Raw genomic sequence first — 15,267 nt, 5'->3', positions numbered from 1 at the left:
CATGCGCGACACCTCGATCGATTGGCGGATCATGGGCAGTAACGTGCGGGCCATCGTCGCGAAGGCCCGCATTGTCGCCTGACGCATGCATCACGTGGTGCATCACATGTGCCACTTCACCGTGGCGGTCAGCGTGCGCGGATCGCCGGGCATGTTGTACAGGTCCGCATTGCCGTGCGCGGCGATGAAGTAGCGGCGATCGAACAGGTTGTCGAGCGTGAGCGTCACGTCGACCTTCTTGCTGCGATAGCCGGCGCCCAGGTTGAACACGGTGAACGACGGCAGCGTGACGAGATCGCTCGCCGATGCATAGCGCGCCGACTGGAACTGCATGCCGGCCGCCGCATAGAAACCGTACGGCAGCTCGCGCTTCACCCACAGGTTCGCGCTGTGGCGCGGCATCAGCCCCGGTGTGTTGCTCGACACCGCGAGGCCGGCCGCCGTCGATTGCGCGGAACCGTCGACCGTGCCGTTCATGTACGCATACCCCCCGTACACCGACCACTTCGGCGCGATCTCGCCGGTGAAACCCAGCTCCATCCCGCGCACGTGCTGCGTGCCGATCGGCAGCGCATAGCCGGGATTCGCCGGATCGCCGATCTGCTGGTTGGTCTGGCGCATGTCGAACAGCGCGACGCTCGCCGTCGCGTTGCCGCCGAGGTCGAAGCGCGAGCCCACTTCATACGCGGTGGTCTTCTGCGGCGCGAGCGCGGCGCCGTTCGCGAACGCGCCGGAACTGATCAGCGTGTCGGCCAGCGGCGAGAACGACTGGCTGAACGAACCGTACAGCGTCAGCCAGTCGAGCGGTTCGTAGATCAGCCCGACGCGCGGGCTCCACGCGTGATCGGTACGGTCGAGGTTGACGTTCGACGACGTGTAGTCGTGGCGGATCTGGTTCAGGTAATCGAAGCGCAGGCCGGCCAGCACTTTCCAGTGCTCGGTCAGCGAGATCAGGTCCTGCGCGTAGACGCCCGCGAGCCCGACGACCGTCGACGCGTTCGTCTTCGCGCGCGCGCCGGCCGGCACGCCGGGCAACACCACCGCCTGCGGATTGAAGAGATCGTAGGTCGCGACCTTCGACACGCTGTAGATCGTGTCGAACTTCTGCTGCTGCGACAGTTCGAGCCCGTACAGCAGCTCGTGGCGCATGCCGAACAGCGACGTCTTCTGCGTGAGTTCGAACAGACCGTCGATGCCGTGGTCGGTGCGCTGGCGCGTCGACTGGTCGAGCGTCACGACCGGATGCGCGGCGGTCTTGATCGGCTCGTACGTCACGTAGTTCTTGCGTTCGAGCGAGAAGTCGTACGCGCGGATCGCGCCGTGGAACGACAGCGAATCGCTGAAGCGGTGATCGAGCGACACCGTCGCGCTCTTCGCGGAGATGTCGTTGTACGAACTGTTCACCCCGTCGGCCGAGCCGTAGTACGTGTTGATCGGCACGCCGACCGGACGGCCGAGATACGCGGGCAGCCCCTGGTCGGACGTGCGGCGATCATGCAGGTAGTCGAATTCGACGTTCAGCACCGTGTCGCGATCGAGCTTGAACTGCGCGGACGGCGCGATCGCCTGCCGGTTGAGCTGGAACTGGTCGCGAAAGCTGTTCGAGTTCTCGGCCGCGCCGGTGATCCGGAAACGCGCCGCATCGTTCGCATTCCAGCCGAGGTCGAATTCGCCGCGCCGCTCGCCGCGCGTGCCGAGCGTCACGCCGACGTCGTTCACCGGCGTCGCCTGCGGCCGCTTCAACACGCGGTTCACGATGCCGCCCGCCGAGCCGCGCCCGTACAGCACGGCCGCCGGACCCTTCAGCACTTCGACGCGATCGACGTTCGACAGGTCGCGATAGTAGAGCGCGTCGTCGCGGATGCCGTCGACGTACTGGTCCGTGATGCTGTTGAAGCCGCGGATCGTGATCTGGTCGCGCTGGCCGTCGCCGACCGAGAAACCGACGCCCGGCACGTTGCGCAGCGCATCCTGCATCGACGTCGCGTTCTGGTCCTCGATCAGCGCATGCGGCACGACGTTCACCGTCTGCGGCACGTCCATCAGCGACATGTCGGTCTTGGTCGCCGCGCGCGAATGGCCGCCGTCGTACGACGCATGCTCGGCGGTCGCGTTGACGGAGATCGCGGGCAGGGTCGCGGCGGGCTCGCTCGCCTGCGCAAAGGAAGTGCGTGCGCCGGCCAGCGACGTGGCGATCAGAAGCGCATGGCAGGCGCTCTTGTTGAGTTTCATCGTTGAGGTAGAGGCTGAAGGAAAACGGCAAACGGAAACAAACGCATCCGCCCCATGCACGCACCGCGCGGCGAATCGGCTGGAGACATCCTTTCCGTAAACACGAAGCAGCGCGCGGGAGAGCACCCCGTCGCGTCGGCCGGCCCGTTAACGGCCGGCGAAAAAGCCGTGACGTTCTGTCACGGCTCGTAACGGAGCGAAATATTAAACGAGAATGATTCGTGTTTTTAGTTAATTTTCAACGTGTCGCCTGCCCGCAACGGGCACGCGCATTACGCTCTGCATTCCTGACGAATGCCTTTCTGTTTTGCGCCTGGACGCGATTTGAACGTAATAAAAACGAAAGAATTTTCTCGCCACTCATCGGGCGATCGAGGATCTGGCAAAAGGCGGGAATCGGAATACGCGGACGACGAGACGGGAGAGAATCGCGACGCATTCGTCGAAGGAACCGCATGGCGTTCGAAGTCCGGTGCGCGCCGGACCGGGCAACCCCGACCCGGCGCTCCGGGCAGCCGACCTCGCATCGGCAGTGCGGCGGGCCTGCTTCTTTTTTTCCCTACGTGTGCTCTCAGGTTCACTTCATTTTTTTCTTCACCGCGCCGGGCCATTATCCGCGCAATCCCGCCACAGGGAAACGTTTGCGAGCGCACATGGCGGCGCATACCGGGTATTTGGAAACAGTCTTCCAATACGCTTTCGATGTGCGCGCGACGAACCGGCAAATCTTGCATTCACGCCGGCGTTCCTTTTTAATGGAACTGGTTCCATTCGTTGATTCGGCCACGTTCGCGCGTGACGCGCCGCCGTCCGCGCGTCATGATGCCGATTCAGGATCGAGGATCATCCCGCTCAGGATTCGCATCGCCCGTCCTTCCCGGACACCCCGTCAAACGAGACCGTCATGCCCGATTCCGCCTCCCTGCAGCACCTGTTTCCCGCCTTTCAGGACATCCCCGCCGAGTACCGGCTCGCTTCGCCGATTCACCAGCGTGTGTCGCTCGTCGACGGCGAACTGCGGCCGTGGGACGGCGCCACCAAGACCGTGCTGTCGCCGGTCTGCGTGCGACAGGCCGACGGCAGCGTCGAGCAGGTCGAGATCGGCAGCTATCCGGTGATGGGCGAAACCGAAAGCGACGCGGCCCTCGACGCCGCGGTGCGCGCCTACGATGCGGGCCGCGGCGAGTGGCCGACGATGAAGGTCGAGCAGCGCATCGCGTGCATGCAGGACTTCATCAGGCGGATGGTCGCGCAGCGCGAGCTGGTGGTGAACCTGATCATGTGGGAGATCGGCAAGAGCCTCGCCGATTCGCAGAAGGAGTTCGACCGCACCGTCACCTACATGACGCAGACGATCGACGCGCTGAAGGAACTCGACAACGCGAATTCGCGCTTCGTGATCGCGGAAGGCACGATCGGCCAGATCCGCCGCACGCCGCTCGGCGTCGTGCTGTGCATGGGCCCGTACAACTATCCGCTGAACGAGACGTTCGCGACGCTGATCCCCGCGCTGCTGATGGGCAACACCGTGGTGTTCAAGCCGCCGCAGTACGGCACGCTGCTGTTCGAGCCGCTGCTCGAAGCGTTCCGCGACGCGTTCCCGAAGGGCGTGATCAACACGATCTACGCACCGGGCGCGGTGGTCGTGCCGCACATGCTCGCGTCGGGCAAGATCAACGTGCTCGCGCTGATCGGGTCGAGCAAGGTGGCCGATCACCTGAAGAAGCAGCACCCGAAGTCGCACCGGCTGCGCGCGATTCTCGGCCTGGATGCGAAGAACGCGGCGATCGTGCTGCCCGACGCCGATCTCGATCTCACGGTAAAGGAATGCCTGCTCGGCGCGCTGTCGTTCAACGGCCAGCGCTGCACCGCGCTGAAGATGCTGCTCGTGCACCGCTCGATCGTCGACGAGTTCCTGAAGCGCTTCACCGCGGCGCTCGAACAGTTGAAGATCGGCATGCCGTGGGAGAAAGGCGTCAGCATCACGCCGCTGCCGGGCATGCATCGCACCGCGTACATGACGGACGCGATCGACGACGCGAAGGCGAAGGGCGCGCAGGTCGTCAACGCGTCGGGCGGCGAGTTCAGCAAGACGCTGTTCTATCCGGCCGTCGTGTACCCGGTGTCGGAAGGGATGAAGCTGTATCGCGAGGAGCAGTTCGGGCCGATCATTCCGGTCGCGCCGTTCGACGACGTGGACACCGCGCTCGACTACGTGACGACGTCGGATCACGGCCAGCAGGTCAGCATCTTCGGTTCCGATCCGGCGCAGATCGGCGCGCTCGTCGATCCGCTCGTGAACCAGGTGTGCCGCGTGAACCTCAACTGCCAGTGCCAGCGCGGGCCCGACGTGTTCCCGTTCGCGGGGCGCAAGGATTCGGCGGAAGGCACGCTGTCGGTGAGCGATGCGCTGCGCGCGTTCTCGATCCGCTCGATGGTCGCCGCGAAGCAGACCGAAGGCAGCAAGCAACTGCTCGATTCGATCGTGTCGGATCACTACTCGAAGTTCATCAATACGGGCTTCATTTTCTGAAGCAGGCGGTTTGCGAACAAGCCGCTGCACACCCGTGCAGCGGCTTTTTTTGCGCCCGTGCGGGACTACGCCCGAACCGGGAACGTCAACGCGTCGAGATCGAGCGGGCCGCCGGTCAGTTGAACCGGGCCTTCGTCACCGATCAGCACCGTATCGGAATGACGGAAGCCGCCGACACCCTCGATGTAGATGCCCGGCTCGATCGTCAGGCACATTCCCTTCTCGATCGGTCGGTCGTAGCCTTCTGCAAAAAACGGCGCCTCGTGCGCGGTGACGCCCATCCCGTGCCCGGTCCGGTGCAGCATCCGGTCGCCCATCCCCGCGCGGCGGAAATAGTCGTTGACCTTGCGATCGACGTCGCTCAGCAGCGCGCCGGGCATCGCCGCGTCGAACGCGAGCCGGCGCCCTTCCGACATCACGTCGAACGCGCGTCGCGCCGCGTCGGGCACGTGACCGAGGAAGAAGGTCCGCTCGACTTCGGCGCCGTAGCCGTTCATCACCGCATTGACGATCGATACGTGCGGGCCGCCCTCCTCCATCCGCATGTCGATGTTGCTGAAGTTGTGCGGGTCGTGCGACACGCTGCCCGGCTGGAACACCGCGACGATCCGTGTCGCCAACGGGTTCAGCGACGGATCGTCGGCCAGCAGCCGCTGCATGATGAAGCCGCGAATGCGCGACGACATTTCCGCCATCCCGAGGCCCGGGCGCGCTTCGTTCAGAAGCAGGTTGTGGGCGTCGGTGGCGATTTTGCATGCATACACGTGGCGGCCGATCTCGAAATCGGACTTGATCATCCGTACGTCGTCGATGATGTCGATGCATATGCGCTCGCCCGGCGTCTGTGCATAGACCTGCAGCGGACACACCGACTCGACGCCGACACGCTCGCCCGGCCCGAACAGCGCCTTGAAACGGTCGCTCCATTCGCGCCCGGCCGGCGCCGGGAACTCGAAATACGGAATCAGCTCGAGTTCGCCGATCGAGCGCGTCCGCACATGCGGCTGTTCGAGCTGCGGCACGACGAACTGCGGCGGGCCGCTGCGCGAAATGACCAGCACGAACGGCCGCTCGTGGACGATGTTCGCGAAGTTCGTCAGGTAGTAGATGTTGTCCGGCGAGAACGCCACATAGCGATCGAGGCCGGCTTCCGCCATGCGTGCGCGCACGCGGTCGAGGCGTCCTTTGAGTTCCGCGTCGCTGGGCGCCGCAAACGTAGGGGTGAGTTTCATGCGTGACTTCTCCTGTTGAGGATGACGGGGCGGCCGGCTCGGCCGATCATTTTCGATGTCGCGATACGAGGACATTTCATTCGTTATCCTGCATTTCATCGATACGCGCGGAAACCGAATCCGGCTCGCTTACTCGCCCGGCGTGCGCCGGAACCCGAGCAGCGCGACCAGGCTCACGACCGACATCGCGACGATGTACAGCGCAGGCGACGCCTTGTTGTGCGTGGTCGCGATCAGCCACGTGACGATCAGCGGGGAAAATCCGCCGAACACCGTCGTCGGGATGTTGTACGACACCGCGAGCCCGGTGCTGCGCACCGCGGCCGGGAACGCGCGCGCGGACAGCGCGGGCACCAGCCCGACGAGCACGCCCATCGGCGCGGCGGCGGCGGCCTGCATGATCAGCAGGTTGCGCAGCGAAGGGCTCGCGATGACCCACATATAGAGCGGCAGCGTGATCGCGGACAGCACGACGATCGCGGCGGCGACCATCGCGACCGGCCGGCGCCAGACGTCGCCGAGCAGGCCCGCGAGCGGCGCGATCGCGACCATCACGATGCCGGCGACCGTCGTGCTCATGAACGGCGCGGACATCGGCAACCCGAGCTGCTTCACCGCGAACGTCGGCATGTAGATCAGGTACATGTAGAACGCGGCGGTACTGACGATCGTCACGCCGATCGCCGCGAGGAACGACGCGAGGTGCTCGCCGAACAGGCGCCTGAACACCTGCGAAGCCGGCAGCGCTTCGCCGTGCACGAACGCATCGGTTTCCGACACGCTCCTGCGGATATAGAAGCCGACCGGGCCGATCAGCAGCCCGACCACGAACGGCACGCGCCAGCCCCAGCTTTCGATCTGATGCGGGCTGAGCGACGTCGTCAGAATCGTGCCGATCGTGCCGCCCAGCACGATGGCCAGCATCGTGCTCGACATCTGCAGGCCCACGAAGAAATTGCGTCGATGCGGCGGCGCCTTTTCCGCGAGGAAGGCGACGGTACTGCCGAATTCGCCCGACGCCGCGAAGCCCTGCACGAGCCGCGCCAGCACGAGGATCGTCGCACCCAGCCAGCCGGCCTGCGCGTACGGCGGCGCCACCGCGATCGCGGCCGTGCCGGCCAGCATCAGCCAGATCGTCAAGGACATCGCCGCCTTGCGGCCGTACCGGTCGCCGTACAGCCCGAGCACGATACTGCCGAGCGGCCGCACGACGAACCCCACGCCGAAGGTCGCCGTCGCGAGCAGCAGCGACCCGATCTGCCCGGCCACCGGGAAAAACAGCTTCGCGATCACGCTGGCGAAATAGCCGTAGATCACGAAGTCGAACCATTCGAGCGCGTTGCCCGCGGCGGCGGCCGCGACGTCGCGCAGCGTGCCCGATCGCGCGGACGGCTGCGCCTCCGCCGAAAGTCGATCGAGCGCCAGGGCGCCGGCAGGATTTGCTGCATCGTCTTTCATCGTCCGTCTCCTCCATCTGCTGGCTGCGGTAGTTTCGTGCTCATGTTCGATGCGCACCGTTACCGCGTCCAACGGATTTCCGGAATATGATCATCACCAACGTAAATAACGGTGCGAGCCGGCGCGCGGCTTCGTCGCGTCGCCGGCTCGCACCCGACCGGGAGACAGGCGATGAAGGATGTGTTTCGTCAGCTCGACCTCAACCTGCTGCGGGTGTTCGCGGCATTGATGGCCGAAGGCAACGTCACGCGCGCCGCCGAGCGGCTGGCGCTTTCACAGTCGGCGGTCAGCAATGCGCTGCGCAGACTGCGCGAATCGCTCGGCGACGTGCTGTTCGAAAAGACCGCGTCGGGTGTACGCCCGACCGCGCGGGCGCGCGAGCTGTGGTCGGCGGTCCAGCCGCCCTTCGACGCATTGAAGCAGGCGATCTCGCCCGACCAGTTCGATCCGCAAGAACATCGGGGCACCTTCACGATCGCGATGTCGGACTACTCGGTCGAGCGCATCATGCCGCGCCTCGCGCAGTACATGGGCACGCACGCACCGTCGATGCGGATCGAGCTCACGCAGTTCAGCGTCGCCGACCTGCCGCGCATGTTCGACCGTGGCGGCGTCGATCTCGCGATCGGCGGCTACCTGAACGACTCCAGCCCAAGCAGCGGCGTGCGCACGCACGAGATGTGGCCGATCCACTGGAGCTGCCTGATGCGCAAGGATCACCCGCTCGCGAAGGGGCCGCTCACGCTGAAGCGCTTTCTCGCGGCGCGGCATCTCGACGTCGGGTTTTCCGGCATGCGGGTGCCGGTGTACGACAGCCTGCTCTCCGCACACGGCCTGCAGCGCAATCTCGTCCTCACGCTGAATGCGTACTCGCCCGCGCTGGCGATCATCCGGGAGTCGGATTTCATCGGCGTACTGCCGACCACGCTGCTCGATCTGTCGATCCATGAAAAGGAACTGGTGTCGCGGCAGCCGCCGGTCCGCATGCCCGCGCGGCCCTACTGCGTGATCTGGCATCAGCGCTGGGACAGCCATCCCGCGCACCGCTGGCTGCGGCAGACGATCGTGTCGCTGTTCACGCCTCCGGCGGAACAGCCGGGCAGCGCCACGCGCGCGGCAACCCGGCGCGCTGCCCGCTAGATGCGCGGGTGCGCCGCGTCAGACGTTCGACACCAGCAGCCTGATCCCCGCCACGCCGAACACGACGGCAAGACACGCTTCCATCGCACGCCGGCCGCGCACGTACAGCCGGCGCGCACCGTCCATCGAGAACACGAGCGCATAGCCGCCGAACACCAGGCAGCCGATCACGATGCAGCCCGGCACGACGGCGCCGTGCGACGCGCCCGCGCCGTTCGACGACAACGCGACGATCGACACCCACACGAGGATCGCCTTCGGATTGGTCAGGTGCAGCATCGCGCCGCGTACGTAGAAACGCGACAGCCGTTGCTCGCCCGCCGCGTTCACCGAAGCCGCCGCGTGGCCCGACAACGCGGTGCGCCCCGACTTGAACGCGAGCCACAGCAGGTACAGCCCGCCGAAGAGCTTGATCGCGACCAGCAGCTTCGACCACGCCAGCAGCGCGGCCGACACGCCGAGCGCCGCCACCGTCGCCCAGCACATCGACCCTGAAATCACACCGAGCGCGAACGCGAGCGCCGCCTTGCGGCCCTGGTTCGCGGCGACCGACATGATCGCGAGATTGCTCGGCCCGGGGCTGGCCGTGCCGATGAAATAAGCCGTGTACGCCAGCAGCAGATTGGCCGAGAAGAAGGCGTGGACGTTCATGTCGATCTCCGCAACGGATGATTCGGAGATTGTTCGCGAACGCGCGCCGTCTGCCCATGAACACTTGGCCGGTATTTCGCTGGGCCAGTTGGGCGGTCGCGCAACCGGATCGTCGCGCGCATTCGTCTCGGTTTTGAAACACCCGTCACCTTCGCCGGCGGTCGTTGCCGTCGCTGCGATCCGGGCGGCGCCGCCGCGTGCGGCCGGCCGCACGGGCGACACGCGCAGGCGGCGCACGCGGGCCGGCCCGTGCGCGCCGCTGCGCCGGGGAACGCGCCACGCAATCTGTCACGGCGTTACGTTACATCCGTGAAGCATTTCGCGTCGTCGCGCCGTGCCGCGTCCCGCACAGGCATCGCGCCGCGCCGCTAGACGGCCTGCTCGATCACCGTCGCGATCCAGTCCCGGCGGGACTCGCCGCCCCGCGTCGCACCGCGGCTCAACATTACTCAACAATCGTGTCGCGGGGCTGGTACGAAACCTGCGTTCCGTTCGGGAGACAGCCGCGCCATCGACCGCGCGGACACGAAACCCCGCTCGGGCGCGCCCATCGAACCGCCCGAACGATCCAAGCATGCAACGAGGCTCTTCATGGATGCGCTGCCCAATTCGTCCGACACGTCGTTCCAGCTCTTTCTCGCGAAGGTGCTCGAACAGCCGTTGCCCGACTGGACCGAAAAACAGCAGATGGAACTCGAGATGGCGCGCTCGCTGTCCACCGAAATGGTCCACCTCGCCGAAGACATGCGCGGCCGCACGCCCGATCTCGCACGCTGCCTCGTGCTGCTGCGCTACGCGAAAGTGCTCGACTTCATGCTGACGTCGCTCGCCGCGCACCGCGACATTCATCCGCAGACGCTGCGCACGCTGTTCCGGCTCGCGAACCTGAAAGTCGACGATGCGTATCCGGCCTGAGCCGGCATAACGCATCGGCTGCCGTGCGCGGCAGCCTCGGCCACGACAGGACGCTCCGAACCGCGTCGCGCGCACGGCGATGGCCTCGCCGCACGCCGCACTGATACCGCGAATCATCGTGACAGCCGGCTTCTCCGCGCAAACGGAGTTACAATCGCGCGCCATGAACGCACTTCGCCACTTCCTGCTCCGGCAAGGCGTCGCGCGACAGCTTCTGTGGGGGCTCCTCCTCGTGATGCTGCTGTCCCGCGCGCTGATGTCGGGCGCCGTGATGCTCGATCCGGACGGTCCGGATGCGGGCTCGGTGGTGCTGTGTTCGGGCCGCGGCCCGCTGATCGTCGACGCGGCCGCGCTGGCCGCCCGTTTCGATGCCGGCGCGCCGATCACGCCGGCCAACGACGCGCGGGCGCTCGCCGATACGCTCAAGCATGACACGCATGCCGACAACACGGCGTCGCCCGGAAACGGCGACAGCCTGTGCGCATTCGGCGCCGCGCTGTTCACCGCGCTGGCGCCGTTCGTGCTGCTGGTGCTGCTGTTTCCCGCCGCCGCGCCACGGCGCTTCCGGGTCCACTTCGACAGTCTTCCCTTCGTGCGATCGATCGTCGACGATCGCCCACCTTCCCGCGCACCTCCGCTGTTCTGCTGACGGTTCCGCCCCGCGGCTCGTGCACGTCGATGTGCATGAACCCGCCTGCCGTTCGTCTCACACGACCTGATTCAAGCGTTCACCCGCGTGCCCGCATCGAGCGGGCGACGCCGCCATGCGCACCGTCCGCGCGTGGCGCCGCGCCGCCCGTTGCGTCGATGCAGGCAGGCGGGCGCAACGCGCGTTGACGTCCGCCGGTTCGCGCCGGCGCGGCCGCTCAACGAACACGAGGAACTGACACCATGTCGACCACCGTCGAGCGGGCCATCGCGCCCGCGCAATCCACCCACGCCGGTTACCGGACGCTCTGGCGCTGGCACTTCTATGCCGGCCTGTTCGTGATGCCGTTTCTCGTGATTCTCGCGATCACCGGCACGCTCTACTGCTTCCAGCCGCAGATCGAACCGCTGCTGTATCCGCACCGGCTCGTCGTCGAGCCGCGCGCGACGCCGCGTCTCGATGCCGACACGCTGCTCGCTCGCGCACGCACTGGAGTGCCGGCCGGCGCAGCGCCGGTGTCCGTGCAGGTCTCCACCGCGCCCGATCGCAGCGCCGAGTACGTATTCCGGCTGCGCGACGGCAGCCGCGAGAGCGTGTACGTGAACCCGTACGACGGCAGCGTGCTCGGCACGCTGAGCGTCGAGAACCGCTTCATGCAGATCGACCGGATGCTGCATCGCAAGCTGCTGCTCGGCAAGACGGGCGAATTGCTGATGGAACTCGCCGCGTGCTGGACCTTCGTGATGATCGGCACCGGCATCGCGCTGTGGTGGCCGCGCGGCGCGGCACGTGTCGGGCAGGCGCTGCGCCCTGACCTGTCGCTGCGCGGCCGGCCGCTGTGGAAGAGCATTCACGCGACGGCCGGCATCTGGCTCGCGGCCGGCACGGTGGCGTTCATCCTGACCGGGCTGCCGTGGTCGGGCTCGTGGGGCAAGAACTTCAAGGCGCTCGCCGCGACCGTGAACCTCGGCGCGCCGGAAGGTGCGTGGGGCGGCTCGGCGGTGCGCTCGACGCGCCCGGGCGCCGCACCGACGCCCGAGCCTGCGTCTGCATCCGCGCGGGCCGCCGCACGCGCCGGTCATCACCACGATTCCGACGAATCGATGCCCGGGATGGTGATGGACGATCTGCCGTTGCCGCAAACGCCGTGGGCGGTCGGCAATGTGCCGGTGCCGCATTCGCCGTCGGCGCCGACATCGGCACCGCTGCCGCTGGCCCGCGCGATCGCGATCGTCGCCGGCCTCGGCGTGACGAGCGGCTACACGCTCGCGCTGCCGTCCGGCCCGGACGGCGTGTTCACCGCGTCGTACTTTCCGGCCGACCCGAAGGCGGAACGCACGATCTATATCGACCAATACAGCGGCGCGGTATTGAAGGACATCCGCTATGACGACTACGGCGCGGTATCGCAAGCCGTGTCGTACGGCACGTCGCTGCACATGGGCCGCTACTTCGGGCTTACGAACCAGATCATCTGCACGGTGCTGTCGCTCGGGCTTGCCGCGATGGCCGTCACCGGCACCGTGATGTGGTGGAAGCGCCGCCCGGCCGGCAAGGTCGGTGCGCCGTCGCGCGAACGCGGCAAGCCGCCGATGCGCGGCTGGATCGCGGGGCTCGTGCTGCTCGGCATCGTCTTCCCGCTGATGGGCGCGACGATCGTCGCGGTCTGGTTGATCGACCGTCTGCTGTTCGGCCGTGCGGCACGCGCGGCAGCCTGATTCGTCGTGCGCCGGCGCACGCGGCGCGCCGACGCGGCAAGCCCGGGCCACCGCGTGGCTCGGGCTGGTCGCGCTCGTGCTCGCGCTCGTCGCGCCGCTGATCTCGCAACTGCGCGCGGCCGTACCCGATAACGGCCTGCCGGCCGCGCCGATCTGCTCGGCAACCGGCAACACGCTCGTCGCGCACGCGCAGCCGCATGCGCCGTCCGATGCGCATTTCGAGCGCTGCGGCTATTGCGGCCTGCTCGCCGGCCATCCGCCGCTGCAGTACGCGGTGTTCCTGTCCGCCGCTCCGGCCGTGCGGCATGCGCCGCCCGAGCCGACCATCCTCACCGCCCACCCTCCGTCGAAGCGCTACGCGCTCGCCGCGCGCGGGCCGCCTTCCGCCCGCACCTGACGCTCCTCGCGAGCGCGCCGCCGCCCACCGCGCGGCGCGGTCCACCTTGCCTGCCCGCCCTGCCGGCGCCCGATACCGAGCCCGCGCGCGTGACCACGCGCGGCGGCCGGCGCCGCGCATGGCGTGCACGCGTGCCCGTTTCATCATTGTCACCCTTACTCTTCGTATAACGACATGTTTCCCGTGACTCGTATTGCCGTCGCGCTGTCCGGCGCGATTTCCGTGCTCTTCGCGTCGGCCGCCGGCGCACAAGGCGCCGCCGCGCCGACCGACGCATCGGATACGTCGACACTGCCCGCGATCAACGTCAACGCGACCCGCGCGCCGGACTCGCTCACGTCGAAATCGACCGATGCGCTGAAGCGCACGCTCGAACAGACGGTCGGCTCGGTGGGCTTCGTCGATGCGGACAGCTACCGGAACACCTACGCGTTCACGCTGCGCGACGTGCTGAAGGACGTGCCGGGCGTGTTCGTCGAGAACCGCTACGGCCAGGAGCTGCGGCTGTCGATCCGCGGCTCGGGAATTGCCCGCGCGTATCACACGCGCGGCCTCGAAATCCTGCAGGACGGCATCCCGACCAACCTCGCGGACGGCAGCGGCGACTACTACCAGATCGATCCGCTCGCGCTGCAGGCGGTGCAGGTCTACAAGGGCGGCAACGGCCTCGCGTACGGCGCGTCGACACTCGGCGGCGCGATCGACTTCGTCACACCGACCGCCCGCACGGCGGACGCGCCGAACATCGTGCGCGTGGAAGGCGGCAGCTACGGCACGGTGCGCACCAGCGCGCAGGTCTCGCGCGTGCTCGGCCCGCTCGACTTCCTCGCCAACTTCAGCGTGAATCACGCGGACGGCTATCGCGATCACGCGAAGGGGCAATACGAGCAGTTCAACGCGAACGTCGGCTACCGGTTCAGCCCGACGGTCGAAACGCGCTTCTACGTCGGCGTGTACGTCGTCGACCAGTTGCTGCCGGGCACGCTGTCGCTGTCCGACGCGCTGAACAATCCGACCAAGGCCGCGCCGAGCGCGGTGTCGGGCGACCAGGCACGCAACACGCGCACCGAGCGGATCGCGAACCGCACGACGGTGAAGCTCGATTCGGGCGAACTGCAGTTCGACACGTGGGCGATCCACAAGAGCCTCTATCACCCGATCTTCCAGGCGCTCGACCAGGACGGCTGGACCTACGGCTTCGCGCCGCGCTACACGGGCCGCCTGACGCTCGGCGGGATGCGCGACGACCTGATCGTCGGCGCGCGCTTCTTCGGCGGCCGCACGCAGGCGAACCAGTACGTGAACGTCAACGGCGACAAGGGCGCGCAGACGCTCGACTCGACGCAGACGGCGTTCAACTACGAGGCGTACGTCGAGAACCGGCTGTTCTTCGTGCCGACCGTCGCGCTGATGACGGGCGTGAAGGTCCTGCATTCGGTGCGCGAATACATCGACAACGGCGGGTTGCCGCGCGACCCGAACTACCGGTCGACGAACGCGAGCTACAGCGGCGTCAATCCGAAGCTCGGGCTGCTGTGGCAGCCGGATGCGAACACCCAGGCCTATGTCGACATCACGCGCAGCCAGGACGTCCCCGACTTCACCGACCTCACGCAGACCTTCTCGAACACGACGCGCTTCACGCCGCTCGCGGCGCAGCACGCGTGGACGATCGAGTTCGGCACGCGCGGCTCGCGCGAGCGCGTGAGCTGGGACGTGACCGCCTATCGCTCGCTCGTGCGCGACCAGTTGCTGCAATACACGACGAACCCGGATGTGCCGGCGTCGACGTTCAACGCGAACAGGACGGTGCTGCAGGGGATCGAGGCCGGCGCGACGGTCGAGCTGCTGCGCAACGTCACCGGGCGCGGCGCGGGCGACACGATCACGCTGTCGGGCATCTGGAACCTGAACGACTTCCGCTTCAAGAACGATCCGCAGTACGGCAACAACCGGATCGCGGGCGTGCCGCTGAACGTGCTGCGCGCGACGCTCGGCTATGCACGCCCGAGCGGCTTCCACCTCGCGGCGACGCTCGACTGGGTGCCGTCGGGCGCGTGGGCGGACGATGCGAACACGTTGCGCGTGCCGAGCTACACGCTGCTCGGGCTGCAGGCCGGCTACGACTTCCGCAACGGGCTGTCGCTGTTCGTCGACGCGCGCAACCTGACCAACAAGCGCTACGTGAGCGACATCAGCACGGTCGCGAACGCGCGCACCGCGAACACCGCGATCTTCTATCCGGGCGAAGGACGCAGCGTGTTCGCCGGCATGCGGTACGCATTCTGATGCGCCGCCGCCCGCAGCCGTGCTCATTGCAAAGATTCGAAGGAAACCGAAAC

The 15,267-nt window shown here is 67.1% G+C and carries 11 protein-coding genes; 7 read left to right on the top strand and 4 right to left on the bottom strand.

The annotated features are described in order from the left end of the window. Window positions 1-102: 102 nt before the first annotated feature. A complete protein-coding gene (locus tag HWX08_RS22035) occupies window positions 103-2,232 on the bottom strand; it encodes a TonB-dependent receptor (protein ID WP_174921565.1) in 2,130 nt (709 codons plus the stop codon). 904 nt (window positions 2,233-3,136) lie between these two features. On the opposite strand from HWX08_RS22035, the gene HWX08_RS22030 reads away from it, so the two are divergent. Then, complete coding sequence (locus HWX08_RS22030) at window positions 3,137-4,765, top strand: NADP-dependent glyceraldehyde-3-phosphate dehydrogenase (RefSeq protein WP_174921564.1); 1,629 nt, start codon at window positions 3,137-3,139, stop codon at window positions 4,763-4,765. A 65-nt stretch (window positions 4,766-4,830) separates the two neighbouring features. Here HWX08_RS22030 and HWX08_RS22025 read toward each other — a convergent pair whose 3' ends face one another. Both HWX08_RS22025 and HWX08_RS22020 read right to left on the bottom strand, forming a co-directional pair. Beyond that, a complete protein-coding gene (locus HWX08_RS22025) occupies window positions 4,831-5,997 on the bottom strand; it encodes a M24 family metallopeptidase (protein ID WP_174921563.1) in 1,167 nt (388 codons plus the stop codon). 129 nt (window positions 5,998-6,126) lie between these two features. Continuing rightward, window positions 6,127-7,455 (bottom strand): MFS transporter, encoded by a 1,329-nt coding sequence (locus HWX08_RS22020; protein WP_174921562.1) that lies wholly within the window; start codon window positions 7,453-7,455, stop codon window positions 6,127-6,129. A gap of 171 nt (window positions 7,456-7,626) precedes the next feature. On the opposite strand from HWX08_RS22020, the gene HWX08_RS22015 reads away from it, so the two are divergent. Continuing rightward, window positions 7,627-8,595, top strand: a complete 969-nt coding sequence (locus tag HWX08_RS22015; RefSeq protein ID WP_069259121.1) for a LysR family transcriptional regulator — start codon at window positions 7,627-7,629, stop codon at window positions 8,593-8,595. Between the two features lie 18 nt (window positions 8,596-8,613). Here HWX08_RS22015 and HWX08_RS22010 read toward each other — a convergent pair whose 3' ends face one another. Then, window positions 8,614-9,246 (bottom strand): LysE family translocator, encoded by a 633-nt coding sequence (locus HWX08_RS22010; protein WP_107311126.1) that lies wholly within the window; start codon window positions 9,244-9,246, stop codon window positions 8,614-8,616. 591 nt (window positions 9,247-9,837) lie between these two features. Between HWX08_RS22010 and HWX08_RS22005 the strand changes: the two genes are divergently transcribed. The 5 genes from HWX08_RS22005 (at window position 9,838) to HWX08_RS21985 (ending at window position 15,214) form a co-directional block, all read left to right on the top strand. Continuing rightward, window positions 9,838-10,161: a DNA-binding protein gene (locus HWX08_RS22005; RefSeq protein ID WP_069259119.1), complete on the top strand. Its 324-nt coding sequence runs from the start codon at window positions 9,838-9,840 to the stop codon at window positions 10,159-10,161. Between the two features lie 163 nt (window positions 10,162-10,324). Beyond that, on the top strand, window positions 10,325-10,810 hold the full coding sequence (locus HWX08_RS22000) for a hypothetical protein (protein ID WP_174921585.1): 486 nt from the start codon (window positions 10,325-10,327) through the stop codon (window positions 10,808-10,810). Between the two features lie 242 nt (window positions 10,811-11,052). Next, on the top strand, window positions 11,053-12,528 hold the full coding sequence (locus HWX08_RS21995; RefSeq protein WP_174921561.1) for a PepSY-associated TM helix domain-containing protein: 1,476 nt from the start codon (window positions 11,053-11,055) through the stop codon (window positions 12,526-12,528). Next, window positions 12,506-12,925, top strand: coding sequence for a DUF2946 family protein (locus HWX08_RS21990; protein ID WP_174921560.1), 420 nt, complete (start codon window positions 12,506-12,508; stop codon window positions 12,923-12,925). The genes HWX08_RS21995 and HWX08_RS21990 overlap by 23 nt, the downstream gene beginning before the upstream one ends. Before the next feature lie 174 nt (window positions 12,926-13,099). Further along, complete coding sequence (locus HWX08_RS21985) at window positions 13,100-15,214, top strand: TonB-dependent receptor family protein (protein ID WP_174921559.1); 2,115 nt, start codon at window positions 13,100-13,102, stop codon at window positions 15,212-15,214. Window positions 15,215-15,267 lie beyond the last annotated feature (53 nt).

Origin of the sequence: Burkholderia metallica, assembly GCF_902832845.1 — a bacterium.
Classification (GTDB): Bacteria; Pseudomonadota; Gammaproteobacteria; order Burkholderiales; family Burkholderiaceae; genus Burkholderia; species Burkholderia metallica.
Note: the sequence above shows the minus strand (reverse complement) of the source record. Positions and strands in the feature narration are given on the sequence as shown.

Excerpts from the sequence above, each read along its gene's own strand:
- HWX08_RS22030 (WP_174921564.1), top strand. The coding sequence starts at position 3,137 with ATGCCCGATTCCGCCTCCCTGCAGCACCTGTTTCCCGCCTTTCAGGAC.
- HWX08_RS22020 (WP_174921562.1), bottom strand. The coding sequence starts at position 7,455 with ATGAAAGACGATGCAGCAAATCCTGCCGGCGCCCTGGCGCTCGATCGA.
- HWX08_RS21995 (WP_174921561.1), top strand. The coding sequence starts at position 11,053 with ATGTCGACCACCGTCGAGCGGGCCATCGCGCCCGCGCAATCCACCCAC.
- HWX08_RS22005 (WP_069259119.1), top strand. The coding sequence starts at position 9,838 with ATGGATGCGCTGCCCAATTCGTCCGACACGTCGTTCCAGCTCTTTCTC.
- HWX08_RS21985 (WP_174921559.1), top strand. The coding sequence starts at position 13,100 with ATGTTTCCCGTGACTCGTATTGCCGTCGCGCTGTCCGGCGCGATTTCC.
- HWX08_RS22000 (WP_174921585.1), top strand. The coding sequence starts at position 10,325 with ATGAACGCACTTCGCCACTTCCTGCTCCGGCAAGGCGTCGCGCGACAG.
- HWX08_RS22035 (WP_174921565.1), bottom strand. The coding sequence starts at position 2,232 with ATGAAACTCAACAAGAGCGCCTGCCATGCGCTTCTGATCGCCACGTCG.
- HWX08_RS22010 (WP_107311126.1), bottom strand. The coding sequence starts at position 9,246 with ATGAACGTCCACGCCTTCTTCTCGGCCAATCTGCTGCTGGCGTACACG.
- HWX08_RS22025 (WP_174921563.1), bottom strand. The coding sequence starts at position 5,997 with ATGAAACTCACCCCTACGTTTGCGGCGCCCAGCGACGCGGAACTCAAA.
- HWX08_RS22015 (WP_069259121.1), top strand. The coding sequence starts at position 7,627 with ATGAAGGATGTGTTTCGTCAGCTCGACCTCAACCTGCTGCGGGTGTTC.